General features: G+C 65.4%; 20 protein-coding genes. 5 read left to right on the forward strand and 15 right to left on the reverse strand.

What is annotated here, in order from left to right:
• The 11 genes from ACFW3F_RS08430 to ACFW3F_RS08480 all read right to left on the reverse strand — a co-directional run bounded on the left by ACFW3F_RS08430 (window position 1) and on the right by ACFW3F_RS08480 (window position 11,182).
• Window positions 1–1,311, reverse strand: a complete 1,311-nt coding sequence (locus ACFW3F_RS08430) for an acyl-CoA dehydrogenase family protein (protein WP_388056176.1) — start codon at window positions 1,309–1,311, stop codon at window positions 1–3.
• A gap of 24 nt (window positions 1,312–1,335) precedes the next feature.
• On the reverse strand, window positions 1,336–1,803 hold the full coding sequence (locus ACFW3F_RS08435; RefSeq protein WP_388056178.1) for a Zn-ribbon domain-containing OB-fold protein: 468 nt from the start codon (window positions 1,801–1,803) through the stop codon (window positions 1,336–1,338).
• On the reverse strand, window positions 1,800–2,978 hold the full coding sequence (locus tag ACFW3F_RS08440) for a lipid-transfer protein (protein WP_388056180.1): 1,179 nt from the start codon (window positions 2,976–2,978) through the stop codon (window positions 1,800–1,802). The genes ACFW3F_RS08435 and ACFW3F_RS08440 overlap by 4 nt, the downstream gene beginning before the upstream one ends.
• A complete protein-coding gene (locus tag ACFW3F_RS08445; protein ID WP_388056182.1) occupies window positions 2,975–4,219 on the reverse strand; it encodes a CaiB/BaiF CoA transferase family protein in 1,245 nt (414 codons plus the stop codon). The genes ACFW3F_RS08440 and ACFW3F_RS08445 overlap by 4 nt, the downstream gene beginning before the upstream one ends.
• 1 nt (window position 4,220) lies before the next feature.
• Window positions 4,221–5,525: a CaiB/BaiF CoA transferase family protein gene (locus ACFW3F_RS08450; protein WP_388056184.1), complete on the reverse strand. Its 1,305-nt coding sequence runs from the start codon at window positions 5,523–5,525 to the stop codon at window positions 4,221–4,223.
• Window positions 5,526–5,546: 21 nt separating this feature from the next.
• A complete protein-coding gene (locus ACFW3F_RS08455) occupies window positions 5,547–6,302 on the reverse strand; it encodes an SDR family NAD(P)-dependent oxidoreductase (protein WP_388056186.1) in 756 nt (251 codons plus the stop codon).
• Window positions 6,299–7,540 (reverse strand): acyl-CoA dehydrogenase family protein, encoded by a 1,242-nt coding sequence (locus ACFW3F_RS08460; protein WP_388056188.1) that lies wholly within the window; start codon window positions 7,538–7,540, stop codon window positions 6,299–6,301. The genes ACFW3F_RS08455 and ACFW3F_RS08460 overlap by 4 nt, the downstream gene beginning before the upstream one ends.
• Window positions 7,537–7,758 (reverse strand): ferredoxin, encoded by a 222-nt coding sequence (locus ACFW3F_RS08465; protein WP_388056190.1) that lies wholly within the window; start codon window positions 7,756–7,758, stop codon window positions 7,537–7,539. The genes ACFW3F_RS08460 and ACFW3F_RS08465 overlap by 4 nt, the downstream gene beginning before the upstream one ends.
• 2 nt (window positions 7,759–7,760) lie before the next feature.
• Window positions 7,761–9,023: a cytochrome P450 gene (locus ACFW3F_RS08470; protein WP_388056192.1), complete on the reverse strand. Its 1,263-nt coding sequence runs from the start codon at window positions 9,021–9,023 to the stop codon at window positions 7,761–7,763.
• Between the two features lie 82 nt (window positions 9,024–9,105).
• Window positions 9,106–9,600, reverse strand: coding sequence for a nuclear transport factor 2 family protein (locus ACFW3F_RS08475; protein ID WP_388056194.1), 495 nt, complete (start codon window positions 9,598–9,600; stop codon window positions 9,106–9,108).
• A gap of 79 nt (window positions 9,601–9,679) precedes the next feature.
• The gene (locus ACFW3F_RS08480) at window positions 9,680–11,182 is read right to left on the reverse strand and encodes an aldehyde dehydrogenase family protein (RefSeq protein ID WP_388056196.1); all 1,503 of its coding nucleotides are present in this window, start codon (window positions 11,180–11,182) and stop codon (window positions 9,680–9,682) included.
• 134 nt (window positions 11,183–11,316) lie between these two features.
• On the opposite strand from ACFW3F_RS08480, the gene ACFW3F_RS08485 reads away from it, so the two are divergent.
• The 3 genes from ACFW3F_RS08485 (at window position 11,317) to ACFW3F_RS08495 (ending at window position 14,254) form a co-directional block, all read left to right on the forward strand.
• Complete coding sequence (locus tag ACFW3F_RS08485; protein WP_388056198.1) at window positions 11,317–12,294, forward strand: NAD(P)H-quinone oxidoreductase; 978 nt, start codon at window positions 11,317–11,319, stop codon at window positions 12,292–12,294.
• A 297-nt stretch (window positions 12,295–12,591) separates the two neighbouring features.
• Window positions 12,592–13,140: a hypothetical protein gene (locus ACFW3F_RS08490; RefSeq protein ID WP_388056200.1), complete on the forward strand. Its 549-nt coding sequence runs from the start codon at window positions 12,592–12,594 to the stop codon at window positions 13,138–13,140.
• Between the two features lies 1 nt (window position 13,141).
• A complete protein-coding gene (locus ACFW3F_RS08495; protein WP_388056202.1) occupies window positions 13,142–14,254 on the forward strand; it encodes a hypothetical protein in 1,113 nt (370 codons plus the stop codon).
• An 86-nt stretch (window positions 14,255–14,340) separates the two neighbouring features.
• Here the strand turns inward: ACFW3F_RS08495 and ACFW3F_RS08500 are convergent, their stop codons facing one another.
• Window positions 14,341–15,540, reverse strand: coding sequence for an alpha-hydroxy acid oxidase (locus ACFW3F_RS08500; RefSeq protein ID WP_388056204.1), 1,200 nt, complete (start codon window positions 15,538–15,540; stop codon window positions 14,341–14,343).
• An 80-nt stretch (window positions 15,541–15,620) separates the two neighbouring features.
• On the opposite strand from ACFW3F_RS08500, the gene ACFW3F_RS08505 reads away from it, so the two are divergent.
• Window positions 15,621–16,460 (forward strand): enoyl-CoA hydratase, encoded by an 840-nt coding sequence (locus ACFW3F_RS08505; protein ID WP_388056206.1) that lies wholly within the window; start codon window positions 15,621–15,623, stop codon window positions 16,458–16,460.
• 72 nt (window positions 16,461–16,532) lie between these two features.
• Here ACFW3F_RS08505 and ACFW3F_RS08510 read toward each other — a convergent pair whose 3' ends face one another.
• Genes ACFW3F_RS08510 through ACFW3F_RS08520 form a run of 3 tightly spaced genes read right to left on the reverse strand, consistent with a single transcriptional unit; the run spans window position 16,533 to window position 19,298 of the window.
• On the reverse strand, window positions 16,533–17,372 hold the full coding sequence (locus ACFW3F_RS08510) for an ABC transporter permease (RefSeq protein ID WP_388056208.1): 840 nt from the start codon (window positions 17,370–17,372) through the stop codon (window positions 16,533–16,535).
• On the reverse strand, window positions 17,369–18,283 hold the full coding sequence (locus ACFW3F_RS08515; RefSeq protein ID WP_388056210.1) for an ABC transporter ATP-binding protein: 915 nt from the start codon (window positions 18,281–18,283) through the stop codon (window positions 17,369–17,371). Before ACFW3F_RS08515 ends, ACFW3F_RS08510 begins: the two co-directional genes overlap by 4 nt.
• A 1-nt stretch (window position 18,284) precedes the next feature.
• A complete protein-coding gene (locus ACFW3F_RS08520) occupies window positions 18,285–19,298 on the reverse strand; it encodes an ABC transporter substrate-binding protein (RefSeq protein WP_388056212.1) in 1,014 nt (337 codons plus the stop codon).
• A gap of 213 nt (window positions 19,299–19,511) precedes the next feature.
• Here ACFW3F_RS08520 and ACFW3F_RS08525 point away from each other — a divergent pair, with 213 nt between their 5' ends.
• The gene (locus tag ACFW3F_RS08525; RefSeq protein ID WP_388056214.1) at window positions 19,512–20,288 is read left to right on the forward strand and encodes an SDR family NAD(P)-dependent oxidoreductase; all 777 of its coding nucleotides are present in this window, start codon (window positions 19,512–19,514) and stop codon (window positions 20,286–20,288) included.
• Window positions 20,289–20,324: the final 36 nt, after the last annotated feature.

Raw genomic sequence — 20,324 nt, forward strand, 5'->3', positions numbered from 1 at the left:
TCAGTTCGCCTCCGCCGAGTCCGCCGAGACGGCGGCCAGGACGTCGGTGAACTTCGCGTCGGCCGCCTCTTGGAGCCGGGGGACGTGAATCGACGGGAACAGGTCCGGTGCGGGCTCCACGCCGCGCAGGAGTTGCTTGGCGACCGACTGCTTGTGGATCTCGGTCGCGCCGTCGGCGATGGCCATGTGGAAACCCTCGAGGACGTATTTGCCGAACGGCAGCTCGGTGGAGATACCGAGCGAACCGTGCAACTGGACAGCGCGACCCGCGACGTCCTGCAGCACCTTCGGCATCGCGACCTTCACGCCCGCGATGTCCTTGATGACCTGCTTGTAGTCGTTGACCTGGTCGATCTTCCACGCGGTGCGCAGCACCAGCAGACGGAACTGTTCGAGTTGAATCCAGGAGTCGGCGATCATCTCCTGGACCAGTTGCAGTTCGCCGAGCGAGCGTCCCCGGGTCTCCCGCGACACCGCGCGCTCAAGCATCGCATCCAGCGAGCGCCGTACCAGGGCCACGGTCCGCATCGCGTGATGAATACGTCCCCCGCCGAGGCGGACCTGCGCCACCTTAAATCCATCGCCCTCCTCACCGAGAAGGTTCGCAGCGGGCACCCGGACATCGTTGTAGCGCACGTATGCGTGGGTGCCCTCGTGGCCCGCGTGCCCCGTCACCCCCACGTTGCGGATGATCTCGATCCCCGGCGTGTCCGCGGGGACGACGAACATCGACGCACGCCGGTGCCGATCGGCATCGGGGTCGGTGACCGCCATGACGATCAGGAACGACGCGAACCGCGCGTTCGACGAGAACCACTTCTCACCGGTGATGACGTAGTCGTCCCCGTCCCGTATCGCGCGGCACCGGAAGGACGTCGGATCGGAACCACCGGTCGGCTCGGTCATCGAGAAGCAGGACGCGATCTGCCCGTCGAGCAAGGGTTCCAGGTAGGTCTTCTTCAGTTCGGCGGAACCGTAGTGTGCGAGCACCTCTGCGTTCCCGGAGTCGGGCGCCTGTGTACCGAAGACCACCGGGCCGCTGAGCGTCGTGCCGATCAACTCGTTGAGCAACGCCAGTTTGAGCTGCCCGTAGCCCTGACCCCCCAGTTCGGGCCCGAGATGGCAAGCCCACAGGCCCTTTTCGCGGACCTGCGCTTGCAGGGGTCTGATGATCGCGTTGCGTACCGGGTCGGTCATGTCGAGCGGATGGTCGTACATGCGATCGGCAGGTTCGACCTCCTCGCGTACGAATCGCTCGACCCAATCCAGCTGCGCCTGGTAGTCGGGGTCGGTCTCGAAGTCCCATGCCATGGGGGGCTCCTTCGGTGGGGAGGTTCAGCGGGTGGTTTCCGACTCCGGGATGAGTTCCCAGTTCGGGATGGTCGTCGAGTCGTCGAGATCGACGAAGACGGTGCGAACAGGCGTACCGACCTGCATGTCCGGGCGGCCCGCGATGTGTCCGAGGAAGCGGATCACCGGCTCACCCGGGCGGGGTTCGACGTCGACGAGGATCGATGTATAGGGCACCGGGTAGCGAGGGTTGATCTGGTGCTCGACGACGGTCCAGGTGTGCACGGTGCCGTCCTGCGGCACATCGGTCCATCCGAGATCGTCTCCGTGGCAAGCGCGGCATCGCGGTCGCGGGGGATGCTGCTGGTGCTCGCAGTGACGGCATGTCTGAACCACGAGGCGGCGATCCGCGGCCGCGGCGAAGAGTCCGCCAGTCTCCGGGTCGTCGGTCACCGGCCGGAGTCCGACATCGCCGCCGAGACCGGTGCTCGAGTCACTGCCCGGGGCGCTCATGCGGCCACCAAGAGCAATGCGCTCCCTCCGGGCGGCGGCGCAGAGGTGACCAGGGAGACCTGGGCGCCGGGAACCTGCGAGGTGGAGGTGCCCCGGATCTGCCGGACCCCCTCCACGATGTGGTTCATCCCGTGGATGTACGACTCGGACAACTGCCCTCCTGCGGTGTTGATCGGAATGGCGCCGTCGAGATCGAGCGCACCGCTCTCAATGAATCCAGACACGTCGTCTCGGCTGCAGAACCCGAAATCCGCGAGCTGTAGGTAGACCGTCACGGTGAAACAGTCATACAGCTGCGCGACATCGACGTCCGACGGAGCGAGGCCCGATCTCTCGTAGAGTCGTTCGGCGACACGCGTGGACGTCAGGTTCTCCAGGCTCTCGCCCAGGAGGACCGGATACATCTGGCCGGGACCGACACGCAGACCGGTCCCCTGGGCGACGGAGTTGATGAGCGCCGGCGGTTGCCGCAGATCCTTGGCACGCTCGGCTGTCGTCACGACGATTGCTGCGCCACCGTCGGATTCGAGACAGAAGTCGAACAGCCGCAGCGGGTCGGAGATCATCCGCGAGTCGTAGTAGTCCGCCGGCGAGAGCTTCCGGTCGTACATCTGGGCGGCCGGGTTGGCGTTGGCGCGGCGACGGCACACCATCGCGATCTCGGCTAGCGCCTCGTGGGTGAGTCCGTGCTCGGACATGTGCCGGCGGGCGAGCATCCCGAAGAACTGACCGGGCGAGGTCATGCCGTAGGGAGCGAACAGTTCCAGGTAGCTCGATGCGCCGCCCACACCACCGTCGACGCTGACGCCTTTGCCGAGCCGACGACCGGACCGCCCGTTGAGTGCGCGATAGACCAGCACAGTGGTGGCCTGGCCGGACATGATCGCGGCAACAGCCTGCCCGACCATCGCGCACGGGCCGGAACCGCCGGGCCCGTTCTGTCCCCAGTAGGCGACGTCGTCGGCACCGATGGCGTCGGCGAGCGCCACCTGGGACGCCTCGTCGTAGTCACTGCGGATCAGACCGTCGATGTCGCCGGGCTTCAGACCTGCGTCGGTGATCGCGGTGAGAGCTGCCTCTGCTGCCAGTGAGGTCACGCTGACCCCCGACTTCTTCGAGTACCCGGTGGTGCCGATCCCGACGACCGCGCACGTGTTGGGTTTCCAGGTGCTCACGACATCACCCCGATCCCGGCGCCTGCGACCGTCGCGGTCGCCGACGAATCCGTCTGTGCGAGCACTTCTTCCGTGTCGGAACCCAGTTTCGGCGGAGCCCCGGGCCCGCCGGTCCCGTACGAGAAGGTGAAGGGCGAGCCGGGGAACTTGACCGTCTCTCCGTCGATGGGGACATCGACGAAGTACCCGCGAGCCTCCAGGTGTGGATCCCCGACCAGGTCTTCGGGCGCCGAGATCGGGCCGAGCGGCAGACCTCGACGCTGCGCCTCGGTGTAGACGTCCCCGGAATCCTGCATGAGGAAGAAGGACTCGAGCAAGGTCTGGATGTACGGGAAGTTCTCCTGCCGATGGGACAACTCGAGATAGTCGTCGTCGGCGAGGTCGAGGGCCATTCCCAGCGTGTCGAGCCAGTCCACCAGGATGCCCCACGTCTTGATGTCGCTGAGGATCAACGCGAAGTACACCTGGACACCGTCGGCGCACTCGAACAGCGCCGGCGATGTCGGAGTCGGCTGCGCATGCCGACAGGTCTGGCGCTGCAGCAGCACCCGCGGATAGAACCAGTACGGGTTCGCGAGCTCGCCACTCACGGCGATCGCCTCGTGCATCGACACGTCGACGATCTGGCCGAGACCGGTTGTCTGCCGTTCCAACAGGGCCAGGAGGAGACCGGTGTGGCCGAAACTCGCCGCGATCTGCATGGCCTGGTTGCCGCCCGGGCGGATCGGCGGAATGGAGTGGTCGTCGTACCCGCAGCTCATCAGGATGCCACCGGTCGCGAGCGCGACGAGATCGCTGGACCGCCGGTTGGCCCACGGCCCGGTGAGGCCGTACGGCGAGACGGAGACCGCGATCAGATGCCGATGACGATCGATGAGCTCCTGCAGATCGATGTCCGACGCGGCGAGGTCGTCGGGGGTGTCCGAGGTGATGAGCACGTCGGCGCTGGCGATGAGGTCGTCCCGCTCGGCCCGCCCCTCGGCGGTGGTCGTGTTGACGACGACACTGCGCTTGCTCGTGTTGTACGTCCAGAAGTTGAGGCTGAAGTCGGGATCACCCTCATGTCCGCGGACCCACGGGCCGACGTGCCTGCCCTTCGAGCCGCCGACGGGTTCGACCTTGATCACGTCGGCACCCTGGTCGGCGAGGAGCTTACCCACGATCTCCCCTCGCGGGTCCTCCGCCAGCTCCACCGCGCGGAGTCCGCTGTAGGTGAGCGTGTCCACCGGTCCTTGCCACATGTCAGATCACTCCGTCGTTCTCTAGTTCGTTGATCTCGTCGCCGGGCAGGCCCAAGATCTCGCCGAACACGTAGTGGTTGTCCTCACCGAGTAACGGCGCAGATCGCCAGGTGTGCCCCTCGGTGCGCGAGAAGGAGACCGGTGTCCCCTCGAATCGAGCCTCCCCGATCACCGGATGGTTCAGTTCGAAGAACGTTCCGCGAGAGGCGATCTGCGGGTCCCATTCGCTGACATCCTCGGCATTCTGCGCGGCTCCGGCCGCGATGCCTGCGGATTGCAGCAATTCCATCGCCTCCCGGTCGGTGCGCTGCGAGGTCCAGGTGGCCACGTGGGCGTCGAGGTCATCTTGGTTGGCGTGCCGGTCACGTTGCGACGCGAAGCGCTGGTCGTCTGTCCATGCCGGTCGCCCGATGGCAGCCACGAAACGTTTCCAGTCGGCGTCGTCGAACACGGCGATGGCAACCCACCGGTCCTCATCGACGCTCGGATACACGCCATGGGGGGCGGCGGCCGGATCATCGAGGCGATTTCCGCGTGGGAAGGTCGGGCGGCGGGTGACCGCCCCGTTCGCCGTCACGTCGAGCATGTCCGCGCCGATCATGGAGATACCCACCTCGACCGCGGACACATCGACCTCGGCGCCCGAACCGGTCGCCCGGCGGCGCAGGATCGCCATCATCAGTGCGGCCGAATTGTAGTAAGCCGCTTGGTTGTCCATGTAGGACAGACCCCATCCGGACGGCTCGACGCCGGGGAGTCCGCTGATGAACGACAGTCCGCTGACCGCCTGCACGATCGGTCCGTACGACTTGTAGTGGGCGTGCGGTCCCGAATGCCCGAAGCCGCTCATGCGACCGTAGACGACCTCGGGCGACAGCTCGCGTAGCCGATCGTAGGTGAGACCCCACCGTTCCATCACACCCGGCGCGAAGTTCTCGGTGACGACCATACTCTGCGAGATGAGTTGATCGACGAGTTCACGGCCCCGGACGGTCTTCATGTCGACGGTGATGCCTAGCTTGTTGCGGCTGTAGTTGTTGTGCAGTCCACCACGATCGGGGTCTGCGTCGGACCTCTCCTCCCCGTAATTGCGGACCTCACCCTTGTAGATCGGCAGGAGGCGTGGTCGGTCTATGCGTCGGCGGTTCTCGATCTTGATGACCTCGGCACCGAAGTCCGCCAGCATCCGGGTGGCCACCGAGCCGACACCCATCCAACAGAAGTCGGCGACGCGGACACCCGCCAGCGGACCGGTCCTGGGGACCGGACGTCGGTCTGCCGACATGGCATCAGAGCTGGTGCTCATGGTTGTGCTCACTTTCCGGGTTCAGGAGGTCGCCGTCCGGCCGCCGTCGACGGGCAGGACCGTACCGGTCGTGAAGCTGGACAGATCGGACGCGAAATACAGCGCAGCGCCGACTATCTCGCTCGGCTCGCCGGCCCTCCCCATCGGGAAGCCCTTCGCACGTGCCCGCCACTCGTCGGTGTACCAGGCGTCGGCGAGCTCGGTGAGGAACGGGCCGGCCATGATCGTGTTACAGCGCAGGCGGGGACCGTACTGCTGCGCCAACCCCTTGGTCAGCGTGTTGAGACCGGCCTTCGCCGCCGCGTAGATCAGGTCGGTGGTCTTGGGGCGGACCGAGGCGATCGAACTGATGTTGATGATCGAACCGCCGTCGGTCATCCGCGGAGCCGCCAGAGTGGCCATCCGGAACGGCCCCTTCAGGTTCACCTCGACAGTCTTGTCGAAAAGCCGCTCCGACGCCGACTCGAGCGAGTCATAGGTCGGTGCGATTCCCGCGTTGTTGACGAGAACATCGAGTCGGCCGAATTCCGCAGCCGCGGAGTCGACGAGCGCAACGCATCCATCCCAGTCGCCCACGTGGCCGGCGATCCCGACTGCCCGGACACCGCTCGCCTCGGTCACGGCCGCGGCCGCCTCGTCGACGCCGGCCTGCTTGCGGCTCGCGATGATCACGTTGGCGCCGGCTGCGGCGTATGCGTGGGCCATCTCCAGCCCGAGGCCGCGGCTGCCACCGGTCACCAGGACGACACGACCGGACAGGTCTATGGAAACACTCATGTCGTGGCTTCCGTTCGGGAGGGCTTGGGCGCGCGGGGTTCCGGGGGTAGGCCGAGATGACGTTCGGCGATGATCGACCGCTGGACCTGATCGGTGCCGCCCGCGATCCGATAACCGGGCGCGCCCAGCAGGTGTGCGTTCCAGGAGAAGGTGCCGGGTTCGCCGTCGTCGGCGATCAGCCTGTCTCCGAGCATCGTCCGGGCGAGCTCGGACACGAGGTTCAGACGGGTGACCCACTGCAACTTGCGCATGGAACCGGCGGCTCCAGGAGCCTCACCGGCATCGCGAGCCCGCTTGTCCCGGCGTAGCGCGACCTCGGCACCGACCTCGCGCAGGCGGACATCGGCCAGGTGCGTACGAATGTCGCGGTGCCCCAGCGAATCCGTGCGCCGAGCGAGGTCGAGCAGCTGGTCGAATGAGCCGCCCACACCCTTCTTGTTCGACGCATTCGCACGTTCGAAGCCGAGCGTGGCGCGGGTGACGGCCCACCCGTCACCGACGTCACCCAGCCGATGGCTGTCCGGGACCCGGACGTCGTTGAGGAACACCTCGTTGAAGCTGGTGCCGCCCGACATCTGCCGGATCGGCCGGATCTCGACTCCCTCCGCATCCATCGGGATGACAAAGGTGGTCAGTCCGCGGCTCCCCGAGGATCCTGCCTCGGTACGCACGATGGCCTGCCCCCAGTCGGCAAACTGAGCTCCGGAGGTCCACACCTTCTGTCCGTTGATGACCCAGTCGTCGCCCTCCCGGACCGCTCGGGTGGAGACGTTCGCCAGGTCGGAGCCCGCGGCGGGTTCGGAGAACAGCTGGCACGCCAGCAGCGACCCGTCCAACAGTCCTGGTAGCAACATGGACCGGACCGACTCGGATGCGAAGATGCGGATGGTCGGCGCGATCAGATTGACCGTCACCGAGAGCAGTTCGTGCCGAGGCAGCGGAACGAGCTCAGCCTCGGCCTGTTTGAACGCGTCCTCGTACTCGGCCGGCAGACCGGCACCGTACATGTCGGCGGGCCACGAGATCGCGGCGTACCCGCCGTCGAACTTGGCGCGTTGCCACGCTCGCAGCTCGTTGATCAGACCTTGTTCCACGTCGTGGGACAGGTTGTGGAACACCGATACGTCGTACTCGTCGCCGGCGGCCACAGAGCCCTCGGGGGCGTTCTGGATCAGCCATGCGCGAACCGACGCGGCGTGATCGTCGAGGTCGGGAACACGGGTGGCGGTTGCCGTCATGCCTCGACCTCCATCGAGATGGCCCGCTCGGGACAGCCGTCCACCGCTGCCTGTGCATCACGCAGGTGCGGTGAATCGTCGGTGACGGTCTCGGCGAGCAGGACCGGAAAGCCCTCGTCGTCGGGATCGAACACGTCGGGGGCGAGCGTGTAGCAGCGTCCGTGACCGCTGCACCGGCCGGTGTCGATGGTGATCCGACGGATTGCGGTGTCGTGCATGGTCATACCGTCCACCCCAGCTCCAGACGTTCGAGTCCGACCTGCGGGCCCGCCTCGACGAGGCCCTCGGTGTTGGTGACGGTGTACTCGGGAATGCGCTTGTGCCACTCCTCGAGTGCGATCGCCAGTTCCTTACGGGCGAGGTGCGCGCCGACGCAGCGGTGCGGCCCACCCGCGAAGGAGTAGTGGGTGGTGATCTGGCGGTCGAGTTGGATCTCCGTGGGATTGTCGAACTCGGCCTCGTCGCGCGACGCGGACGGATTCGCGACCATCACCATGTCACCCTTTTTCATCGGGCAACCGTGAAAATCGGTGTCCTCGGTGACCTTTCGAGCCGTCATGACGATATTGTGGGCGCGCAGAAACTCCTCCACGGCGTTCGGGATGATCTCCGGCTCGCGGATGATCCACTCTCGATCACTCGGGTTGTTGGCGAGCCAGTAGAACATGTAGCTGAGCTGACTCTTCACTGTGTCCAGACCGGCGAGGAGGATGACCTCGGCCATGTTCGAGAACGCCTCGTCGGTGATGGGCTCGCCGCCGATCACGGTGTTCGCCAGGATCGCGAAGAAGTCGTCCTCGGGACTCGCCGGCGGGTTCTCACGCCGGTCGGTCAGGACCTCGGAGAAGTAACCGCGGATCGCCACCTGCGCCTCGTGCTGAGAGACCGCCTTGTCGCCGAAATGACCCAACCCGTCGAACGTCGCCTCGACCCACGCCATGAACATCTCGGTGTGCTCCATGGGCAGACCGACGATGCGCAGGAACACTTGCGTCGGAAACACTTTTGCAAACTGCTCGATGAAATCGCATCTGCCGTCGGCGGCGAACTTCTCGATGGTCTCGATACAGTCCTGCCGGATCTGGTCCTCGTTCTGCTTCACGAATCGTGGTGAGAACGCGATGTTGAGCATGCGGCGGTATTCGCTGTGCTGCGGGGGATCGACCATCGTCGGGATCCAATGCCAGTCCGGGTTGGGGATCGACGGGATGGTCGCGTGACTGCTGAACACCTCCGGAGTCTGGTAGGCCTCGCGGACCAGATCGGAGGTCAGAAGCATCCAGAAGCCGGGCCCGTACGAGGAATACGCGGTCGGCCCCTGGTTTCGTAGCTCGTCGAACTTCGAGAAGTAGCTCAAGGCCGGCTGCGGTGTCGTGTAGTCGAAGTTGACGACCGGGCAACCGGCCGCCTTGGCGCGTTCGAGTCGCTCCGCGGCCTCGGCCAGGTCGGCTTCGGTCAGTTCCGGCGTCGAATGAGCTGCCATGAGTTGATTCCTCGAATCTGAGCTGTGGTGCGGACTGTGTCGGGTTCCGGCGTCGTCGGATGCCCTCGAGCAGAGGGTTGTGTCAGTGCTTGACCGCGGCCGGGACGTCGGCGCCGGCAAGCGGTGTGGTCGAAATCGGGAGGAAGCTGGCCAGCTTGATCGAGTGGCGCATGCGGGTGATCACCCACCCACCCTCGGCGCGTGCGAGCTCGAGGGTGTAATCCGCTGCCATCGTCAAGAACTCGGTGTCGTCGCCACGGACCTGCTGGTGCGATACCAGGTAGGCCAGAGCCGTCGCGGTGTCCCCATTGACATCGATGCCGTATGGCGACACCATGTGGTGCTGCCAGGCGACGTGCGACGTGTTCGCCTTGACGTACTCAGCGACAGCAGTAGCACCGACGACTGTGGTGCGTCCGTTGTGGTATTCGACCACGACTGCGTCGTCGAAGATCGCTGCCAACCGCTCCCAGTCCCGCGCGTCGACGAGCGTCGCGTAGTCGGTAATCGTCCGCCGGATCTCCAGGTCGTCGACGACCCGTGCAAGGCGTGCCATCACCTCCGGTGTCGTAGTCATCCCACCTCCTCGATGTGCCATGGACCACATTAATTTCTCATGATGATTTGTGCAAGACCCGGCTAGCCGGTTTCTACAATCAATAGCGCCGGGACCACACCGACTTGCGCCGCGTGTACTCCTCCAGCGCCGGGGAGCCCAGACTGCGCCCGTAACCCGAGTACTTGGAGCCACCAAAGGACACCGCAGCATCGACCACCTGGTAGCAGTTGATCCACACCGTGCCGACATCCAGCACATCGCTCGCCCGATCGGCTCGGGCGATGTCGCGAGTGAAAACCCCGGCAGCGAGGCCGAACTCGGTGTCGTTGGCGATTCGGTACGCCTCCTCTTCCGTGTCGAACGGGATCACCGACATCACCGGACCGAAGATCTCCTCACGCGCCACACGCATCGACATGTCGACATCGGCGAAGATCACCGGGGCCTGGAAGTTGCCCGCAGAATCAGGCACGTCGCCGACGAGTTTGACCGTGGCACCCTCCGCGCGACCGACGTCGACATAGTCACGTACACGGTCACGCTGTTGCGGCGAGATCAGCGGGCCGAGGTCGACCCCGTCGTCGAAGGCGTGACCGACCGTCAGATCCGTCGACGCCGCCACGGCTCGCTCGAGGAAGTCGTCGTAGATGTCACGGTGCACCAGGGTGCGGGATCCGGCGGTGCAGACCTGGCCCGAGTTGTTCCACACCGACCTGGTGGCGGCCGGCGCCGCCAAATCGAGGTCGGCGTCGTCGAACACGATGACCGGCGACTTGCCGCCGAGCTCGATGTTCGCCTTCTTGAAGGTCTGCGCCGCAGCGGCGGCGAGAGCACGGCCGGTGCCCACCGAACCGGTGAAGGAGAGCCGGTTCACCCCGGGATGAGCGACCAACGCACTGCCGACCACCCCGTCTCCGTGAACCACGTTCAGCACTCCCGGTGGAATCCCGGCTTCGAGCGCGAGGAGGGCCATGTAGGTCGCGGTGAGCGGGGTGTGCTCGGCGGGCTTGAGTACGACCGAGTTGCCTGCCGCGAGCGCCGGCGCGACCTGGTTGAAAAAGGCAGCCGGGCCGTTCCAAGGCTTGATCACGCCCATCACCCCGATGGGCTCGACCCTCTCTTGGACCAGGTATTCCGGCCCGACCGGAGGAAGCTGACCGGCTATCTTGGTGGGCCAGCCGGCGTAATACCGCAGGGCGTTGATCGAGGCCTGCGTGACGAATGAGGCGTATTTGCGCAGGATTCCGGCATCGAGGGCGTCGAGGTCGCCCGTGACGTCACGGTGCTCTTCGAGCAGGTCGGCGAGCCGATGAAGGCGCGACTCCTTCTCTCGAGGCGCCAGTAGGCGCCAGCGTCCGTCCTCGAACGACGTCCTGGCGCTCCGTACGGCGTGGTCGAGGTCATCGGCGTCACCCGAGGCGACCACGCCGATCTGCTCCCCGGTGGACGGATTCATGATCTGACGCTCGGCGCCGGCCAGCGATCGGCGACCTTCCCCATCGATCACGTGCGGAATCGTGCCCTCGGCAAGGAAGGCCGCCGCCCGGGCGTCCACGTCGGTGCCGTCGACGACGCCTCGGGTGTGTCCGTTCTCGGTCATGTCAGGCGAACCTCCTCGGAGCCGGCGATCTCACGTCGGCCTTGGCTTTGCGACGTAGAACACACTAGCCTATTTATCATGATGTTTACAGCGGTGCAGTACGCACCGACAGAACCTGGCGCGAGGAGTCGACGATGCGAGCCGTGACCGTACGAGAATTCGGGGGGCCCGAAGTTCTTCAGATATCCGAGTTGCCCGACCCGACTCCCGCACCCGGCGAAGTCCTACTGCAGGTGGCAGCAACTGCGGTCAACAAGGGCGACACACACCAGCGAGCCGGGAACTATCCACCCCCACCAGGGATCACCGACGTCATGGGGCTCGAGTGCAGCGGCACGGTGATCGCGCTCGGCGCCGATGTGACCCGATGGCGGGTCGGCGACGAAGTGTGCGCTCTCGTCGCCGGCGGCGGGTACGCCGACCGCGCAGTCGTACCCGCCGGTCAGGTGATGCCGATACCCGCAGGCGTGGACCTGATTTCGGCTGCAGCGCTGCCCGAAGCCGCGGCCACCGTATGGTCCAACGTTTTCATCGAGGCCGCATTCCAACCCGGCGAGACCATTCTCATCCACGGTGGCGCCGGCGGGATCGGCTCCTTCGCGATCAGCCTGGCGGCCGCTCGCGGACATCGCGTACTGGCGACGGCGGGCAGTCCCGACAAGGTCGCCGAATGCGTGAACCTCGGCGCGGACGTGGGGATCAACTACCGCGACGAGGACTTCCTCGGCGTGGTCAAGGAGGCCACCAAGGGCAGGGGTGTCGACGTGATCCTCGACAACATGGGCGCGTCGTACCTGGACCGCAACGTGAAGTCGCTCGCAACCGGCGGGCGACTCGCGATCGTCGGAATGCAGGGCGGCACAAGGGGCGAGCTCAACATCGGCCGGCTCCTGGTGAAGCGTGCGCGTGTCATCGCCACGTCACTCCGCCCCCGCCCGATCGCCGAGAAAGGCGCGATCTGTGCGCAGTTGGTGGACGAGGTGTGGCCGCTCTTCGCATCCGGAGCCATCACACCCGTCATCGATTGCGTCATGCCCCTGTCGGACGTGGCGCGTGCGCACGAACGACTCGAGGCGAGCAGTCACACCGGCAAGATCGTGCTGACTCCGTAGATTCCCAGACAGCGTCGGGACGGAACTCCCACGATTGATCATGATGAAACATTGCCATCGGTTGAACCAGGGACTACATTCGAACTGGCTGTTACCCCGGTCACATACTTGGCTCTCGTGAACGCACCCTCTCCACCCGTGGTCATCCGCCTGGTCTCTAGCCACTCGATGACCCCTCGTGGTGGGTCCGCGATCTGGGGATCCGAGCTATCCCTGTGCGCTGCAGAAAAAGTCGACGCGGATTTCGGGTCCCGCGCATGTGAGTGATTCCTGTCCACCAGTGAAGGGTTTCAATCGATGACTGTCATCTACGATCCTGCGGCGGCCGAACCGGTCGACGTCGTCGAGTACACGCTGACGGCCGATGTCACCCGGCCCGGTCTGCGGGTCGGTCTGGTCTCGAACGGCTTTCCCGATGCCGGGACACTGCTGTCCGCGGTCGGGCGTCTCCTCGAGAGGGAACTCGACCACGCGGTGATCACCCTCTTCGAACGAGATGACCCGACGGTCACCATCGGGCAGGAGATGCTCGAGGAGGTGCAGAACTGCGATATCGCCGTCACGGCCTTGGGGCAGTGCGGTTCCTGCACCTCGAGCACCGTGCGTGACGCCGCCGCGATAGCGAAGTCGGGCGTGCCCGCCGTGGCCCTGGTGTCCTACAAGTTCCTGGAACTCGCACAGTTCATCGCCGATGCGGCGAGAATGCCCGACGTCCCCAGAGTGGCACTCCCCCACCCTGTGTCGGGGACCGGCGCGGAGAACATCGAGCGAATCGCCGCCGGAGCAGTCCAACAGGTGATCGGCACTCTCGCGGGACAACCGCTGCACGTGGGAGTGGGCAACTGAGATGACCCGGACGACACTCGCCTCCCTACAGATCGACGGCCGCTCGGACGACGAGCTGCAGGATTGGTTGCGCGACAACCGACGCACGGATGGCCTGCCGGTCATCCTGCCCTCCCGGGAGCGTGTCGAGGAGATGATGTTCGCCGCGTCGCTCGCCGGCCTCGACCACGATCTCATCCTGGGACGGATCGCCCCGCAGATGGGCGAGGCAACGATCGAGAAGGTCGCGATCAACGCCGTCATGGCGGGGTGCGTTCCGGACTATCTGCCTGTCGTCGTGGCCGGCGTGAAAGCGGTGTGCGATGAACGGCTCGACATGTCCGCGGTCCAGGCGACCACGCATGCGCTGACCCCGCTGCTCATCGTGAGCGGCCCGATCGCCCGCACGCTGGGGATCTCCGGATCGTACGGCGCACTGGGTTACGGGCATGCTGCAAACCTCACGATCGGGCGGGCGATCCGACTGTGTCTCATCAATCTCGGTGGAGGTTGGCCGGGATTCACCGACATGACGCTGCTCGGCCACCCGGGCAAGCTGTCGTACTGCCTGGCGGAGCACGAGGAGAGCCCGTATCCGCCGCTACATCAGACGTTCGGCTTCGATGCCGAACAGAACGCACTGACCGCGGTAAACGTCCTCGGACCGCACACTCTCACATGCGTTCTCGACGACGACGACCCTGATCAACACAGTCGCCTTCTCGAGTTGGTGGCTCGGACGATCACATCACCCGGGAACAACAACGCGGTGGCGGGGCGCGGCACTGTCGTCGTGTGCCTCAATCTCGAGCACGCGAAGGCGCTCCATGCGGCGGGGTACACCCGTGGGGACATCCAGCGTGAGCTGTACGAGAGGGCCACCAACCCATACGAGCTGGCCACGCTCAACGGCGCCATCCCGCTCGCGGACGAGGCGCCGGTCGACGCCCACGGCAACCGCAGGGCACTGGAGTCACCGGAAGCGGTCCTGGTGCTCGTGGCCGGCGGACCCGGTGCGTATTCGTGCGTCATGATGTCGTGGGGTTACGGCGCACATGGGAATGTGCCTGTCTCCAAAGAGATTGTCACCACCGATGTCTGTGACGTCGCCCTGCCGGCGGATGTCACCGACTGACGACCACGCCGCTCGGAACCCGCCAACTCCTCAGCGCTCGCCCGCGGACGACAGCGGGCGGCGCCGAGCACGAGCTCGACGCTCGGTCACCACACGAGCTCTCCCACTTCACTTTCCACACGAACGAGGTGATCCCGCGTCAAATCGCGGAGTGCGCTCACACCCATGAGGTGGGCAGTTCGCCGCATCTCGGCATCCAGCACGTCGAGCACGCCGGACACGCCCTCGGCACCACCGACGGCCAACCCGTACAACCAGGGACGGCCGATCAGGACAGCCCTGGCTCCCAGCGCCAGTGCCGCGACGATGTCTGAGCCCGAACGGATTCCGCCGTCCACGAGAACATCAACGTCACGGCCGACCCGGTCGACGATGTCGACGAGTGCCCGGCCGGTGGGCAGCGTTCCGGCGAGCTGGCGGCCACCGTGATTGGAGACGATCACCCCGTCGACACCGGTGTCCACTGCACGCACGGCATCGTCGGCGTCCAGCACGCCCTTGACCACGACGGGTCCGTCCCAGCGATCTCGCATCCACGCGAGGTCGTCCCAGGAGAGGTCGGGACGCATCGCGACCGCGTGGCGCCGAACCGACTCGGCGATCCCGCCTCGCCGACCCGGCTCGGACAGATTCGCCAGACCGAACCTCCGGTGGCGTGCCGCGTCGAGCATCCAACCGGTACGACAGGCGTACCGTACAGCGACGTCGGGAGACAGCCACGGCTCCGAGTTCATCCCGTACCGGCGCTCTCCCAGACGATTGCCGACTATCGGAACATCCACTGTGACTACGAGTGTGCCGAACCCGGCGGCTCGCGCCCGATCGATGAGCGAACCGGTCAGATCCCGGTCGCCCCAGGGGTACAGCTGAAACCACCCTCCTGGTGTGGCCGCCCGTCCGACCTCCTCGATCGAGTGCGTCGACCCGGTGCTCAGGATCGCCCGGGTCGAGTGACGTGCCGCCGCTTCGGCCGCGCCCAGATCGCCCACCCCTCGGACCGCGCCCGCCAAACCGATCGGCGCGAGCAGGATCGGTAGTCCCAGCTCGTCACCCGCCACGGACGTGGCGGTGTCGACCCCACGGACACCGGCCAGCACACGCTGGCGCATCTCCCACCCGCGCCATGCCCTGGCATTGGCCTCGGTGGTTCGACCGTCGTCGGCGCCGTTCTCGACATACGCCCATACCGGGCGAGGCAGACGGCGCCGCGCCCCCGCACGGTAGTCCGCGACGTTCATCAGTTGACCTCGGCGTGTGGGAACGATCGCAAACGGTCCGATCTTCATGTCTCCCAATATAACCGCTCGATCCTCACCACTACCCAATTTATCCGTATGAATTACGACGGGCTTGCTAGCATTCGGCAATGACCGAAATGAACTCCAGCCCAATCGCCTACGCGGTTCGTGACGCCGTTGCGTACGTGACCCTCGACCGTCCCAAATACGCGAACGCCCAGAACTCCGCGATGACCTACGCCATCGACGACGCCCTCACCCGTGCCGTGAACGACGACGACGTCGCGGTCATCGTCTTGTCCGGCGCGGGCAAGCACTTCTGCGCCGGACACGACATCGGCACCCCGGGCCGCGACGTCGACGAGAGCTTCGACCGGCGCGCGATGATCTATTGGGATCACGTCGGCCGCAAGGGCGTCGACTCTCGCTTCGCCCGGGAGTCCGAGGTCTATCTGGGCATGTGCCGCAGGTGGCGAGAGATCCCCAAGCCGATGATCGCCAAAGTCCACGGCGCCTGCATCGCCGGTGGTCTGATGTTGGCCTGGGCGTGCGACTTCATCGTGGCCTCCGACGACGCGTTCTTCTCCGATCCGGTTGTCAAGATGGGCATCCCGGGAGTCGAGTACTTCGCCCACCCGTGGGTGATGAGCCCACGAGTGGCCAAAGAGTTCTTGTTCACCGGCGACCGATTCGATGCCCGGCGCGCACTGGACGCCGGACTGGTCAACCAGGTCGTCTCGCGCGGTGAACTCGACGGTCACGTCGACGCCATCGCAGCGAGGATCGCGGCGATGCCGGCCTTTGGTCTGGCCCTTGCGAAGAAGGCGGTCAACCAGGCCGAAGATCTGCAGGGCTTCCGATCCGGACTCGACTCGGTGTTCGGACTGCATCACATGGGCCACGCCCACAACGCCGAGATCGCCGGAGACTCGTTGAACGGGATGGATGTTCGGAACCTGAGGGGTTGATCCCGGTCACGTGACCGGAACGTGGAACCGGCCCCGGCGACGATGTCGCCGGGGCCGGAGTCTGTGCGGAGTTCAGTCCTGCCAGCGCAGGAGCCGACGTTCGGTGTACTGGAAGACCGCGTTGACGAACACCGCGATGATGACCAACTCGATGATGATCGCGAACACCGTGTTGATCTGATACCCGGAGGAGAACAGGACGATGTCCTGGCCGATTCCGTTGGTTGCGGCGATCATCTCCGAGGCGATGACACCGAGCAAGGAGTACGTGAAAGTCAGCCGCAGACCCGCAAACATGGTCGGGATCGCCGACGGTAGAACGACTTTCCAGACCAGGGTGGGACCCTTGAGGCCGACCACTCGCGCCATGGTCATGAGATCGGTGTCGACCGACTGGACCGCCGACCTCGCGTTCTCCGCGAGGATGAAGAACACGATCGTCACCGCGAGGAACACCTTGGCGTTCATCGTCAGACCGAACCACGCGATGAACATCGGCGCCAGCGCTATACGTGGAATACTGTTCAGCGGCACGAGGAACGGCCCGAAGATGTCGTTCGCCCAGGTACTCAGTCCCAAGATGAATCCGCACACGGTGCCGAGTATCGAACCGATCACGAATGCGAGCGCGACCGCCTGGAACGTTGCGCTCAGCGACGCCAACCCCTCCGGCGACGGCACATACTCGAAGAACGCGGTCCATACCTGGCTGGGTCGTCCGAACAGCAGCGGATCGATCACCTCGGCCCGCGACGCCCATTCCCACACAGCCAGGAAGGTGGCGACAACAGTCACCTGGATCGCTGTCACCGCAAAGCGGTGCTTCATCTTCGACGGTGCCTTCACCGGACCGTCGTTCTCTGCGCTCGGCGACGAGGCTGAAACCGCCACCCTCTCATCGGAAATGGTCATCGTTTGGTCACCCCATCCGGTGCGGGTGCGGCGATCGCACCCTCGAGACTGTCGAACAGACCTTGGGTGATCGCGCGAAATTCGTTCGTGTAGCGGACTTCACCGAGATGATCTGCGCGAGGGCGCGGCAGATCGACGATGATGTCCTCGGCAATGCGACCCGGCCGCGGCAACATGATCACGACGCGATCGGCCAGCAGGACCGCTTCGTCGAGGTCGTGAGTAACGAAGATGACCGTCTTCCGCGAGTCCCCACCGTTCTCCCAGATGCGCAGGAACTCACCTTCCAGAGTGAGTTTCGTCCGTGCGTCGAGGGCGGCAAACGGTTCGTCCATCAACAGGATCGACGGATCGGAGGCCAGCGTCCTCGCGAGCGCCACACGCTGGCGCATACCCTGCGAGAGCTGATTCCGGTATTGCGTGTGCTTGTCGCGGAGTCCGACGAGATCGAGCATCTCGTCGGCGCGTTCACGCCGGCGTTGCCGATCCCACCCGCGGACCTCGAGCGGAAGTTCCACGCTTCGGCGGGCACTTCGCCACGGAAGCAGCGCATCTCGCGCAAACATGTAGCCGATGTCCAGGTTGGGGAGCCGGGGAGCCTCACCGTTCACCTTGACGACTCCCTCGGTGGGTTTGACCAACCCGGCGACCATGTTCATAAGGGTGGTCTTACCGCAGCCGCTGGCACCCACGAGCGCCACGAACTGACCGTCGGGGATCTCCAGCGTCACGTTGTCGAGCGCGACCACCGTCGACGCGGCGGAGGTGTCCTTCTTCGATTGTCTCGGCAGTTCGAACACTTGCCGGATGTTGGTGAAGCTGACCCTCGGCTCGGCGGCTGGGTCAGCGGCGTGTGCCCTTGCGCTCATGGGCTTGCCGCCCTTTCGTGTGTTCGGCGTGACTGTGGTCATGTCAGCGTCCCACCGTGTTCACGAGTTCTGACGCGTCGAGCGGGGGTTCGGGCTTCACGATGCCCAGTTCGACATACTTGTCGAACGTCCGCTGGATGACATCGGCGGCGAGATCCGCCGAGTAGCCCCGCTCATACGTTGCCAGAACTGCGTCAGCGACCTTCTCATCGGTGATACCGCTGTCCTTCATCGATATCTGCCGGACCTCGTCGCGGTTGGCCGGATCCTTGATGTACTCGAGGGCGGTTGCCGTGGCATTGCAGAAGCCCTTGGCCGTGTCGGGGTTGTCACGGAGCCAAGCCGTCGGACCGACCCACGGACTGCCGTACATCTGACCGTAGAGCTCGCTGTGGTCTGGCAGGTAGATGAGCTCCTTGGCCGACCCGGTCCCGACCAGCTGCTGCGTCCCCGACGGACTCGACTGCGCCACATCGACACTGCCGTTCTGGAGCGAGGCCTGGGTGACCGAGTTGCTTCCGCCGACGTTGACCCACGTCAGGTCCGTCGCGCCGCCCTCGGCTAGCGCCCCGTCGAGCATCACCTGGAAGCCGCTGCCGACCGGGGTCTGGGCGCCGACCTTGCGGCCCTTGATCGCGGCGAAGACTTCGTCCGGAGATGCCCCCTCGGACACCGATGGCAACGGCGAGCCGGCCGGCGCGACGATCGAGGACTGGGTGACGTCGATACCACCGCAGAACGCCTGAACCTGGCTACCCGCCTGGATACCCTGCGCGAACGTCGACGTGCCCATCAGCCCGGCGTGGGACTTGGTGGCCTCGAGCGCCTGTATGCCCTGCAGGTTGTTGGGCTGCGCGATCACGTTGATGGTCACGCCCTCGTCGGTGAAGAAGCCCTTCTCCTGGGCCACGATCACCGGGAGGCGGTAGGCGACACTCGGAAACATCATCACCTGCATGCTTCCTGCGTCCCCCGAACTGCCGCCGCTTCCACATGCTGCGATGCCGACGGCTACCGCCGCAGTGCCGGCGATCGCCGTCAGTTTCTTCCAGCTCATGAACGTCCTTCCAAGGTGGCTGTACGTCGCGTCACTATGGCGACTGTCACACCAAAGTGTTTATCATGAGGAATAGGTTGTCAAGCTTCCGTCACAGTCCGGAGCCACCGAGATGGCGATCACATCAACGGGGAGACAACTCAGGTCACAGCCATCTCGCGGCGTCCCCACGACCCCACGACGCGAGTCCCCCATCCACCCACAGGAGCAGCCATGACACACCCCCGACACGGATCCGAGATGCACGGCCGCGTCGCCATCGTCACCGGTGGCAGTTCGGGCATGGGCGCCGCCACCGCCCGGCTTCTCGCTCTTTCCGGAGCTCGGGTCCTCGTCGCCGACCTGGACGACGAGCGCGGGACCGCGACAGTCGACGAGATCAACGAAGCCGGCGGGACCGCGGCGTTCTCGCGCGTCGACGTGTCGGACGAAGACGACGTCGCGAACATGGTCGCGACGGCGGTCTCCCTGTGGGGCCGCCTCGATTGCGCCGTCAACAACGCAGCGTTGCCCCCCGACACGGCACCGATCGTCGACCTCGATGTCGCGACGTTCGATCGCATCGTCGCGGTCAACCTGCGATCAGTTGCGTTGTGCCTCAAATACCAACTACGTCAGATGGTGTTGCAACAATCGGGGTCGATCGTCAATCTCGGCTCGGTGAGTTCGGTGAAGGCACGCGTGCACAATCCCGGTTACGTGGCAACCAAGCACGGCGTCGTGGGCTTGACCAAGACCGCGGCACTCGAGCACGGCCGAGATCAGATCCGCGTGAACGCTGTCCTACCCGGCGGCATCGACACGCCGATGATCCGCGCTGCGCGCGCAGCCTCGGGCAACACGCCTCCAGACGAATTCGGACTCAGCTTGTTCGGGCGCCTGGGCACTCCAGACGAGATCGCCGAAGCCTGTTTCTGGCTGTGTTCAGACCGCTCCTCGTATGTCACCGGGCATTCGCTGGCGGTCGACGCAGGGTTCCTGGCCCGCTGAGCAGGGCCAATCCCGATCAAATTTGATCATGATAAA

The organism is Gordonia sp. NPDC058843, from assembly GCF_042743165.1.
GTDB lineage: Bacteria > Actinomycetota > Actinomycetes > Mycobacteriales > Mycobacteriaceae > Gordonia.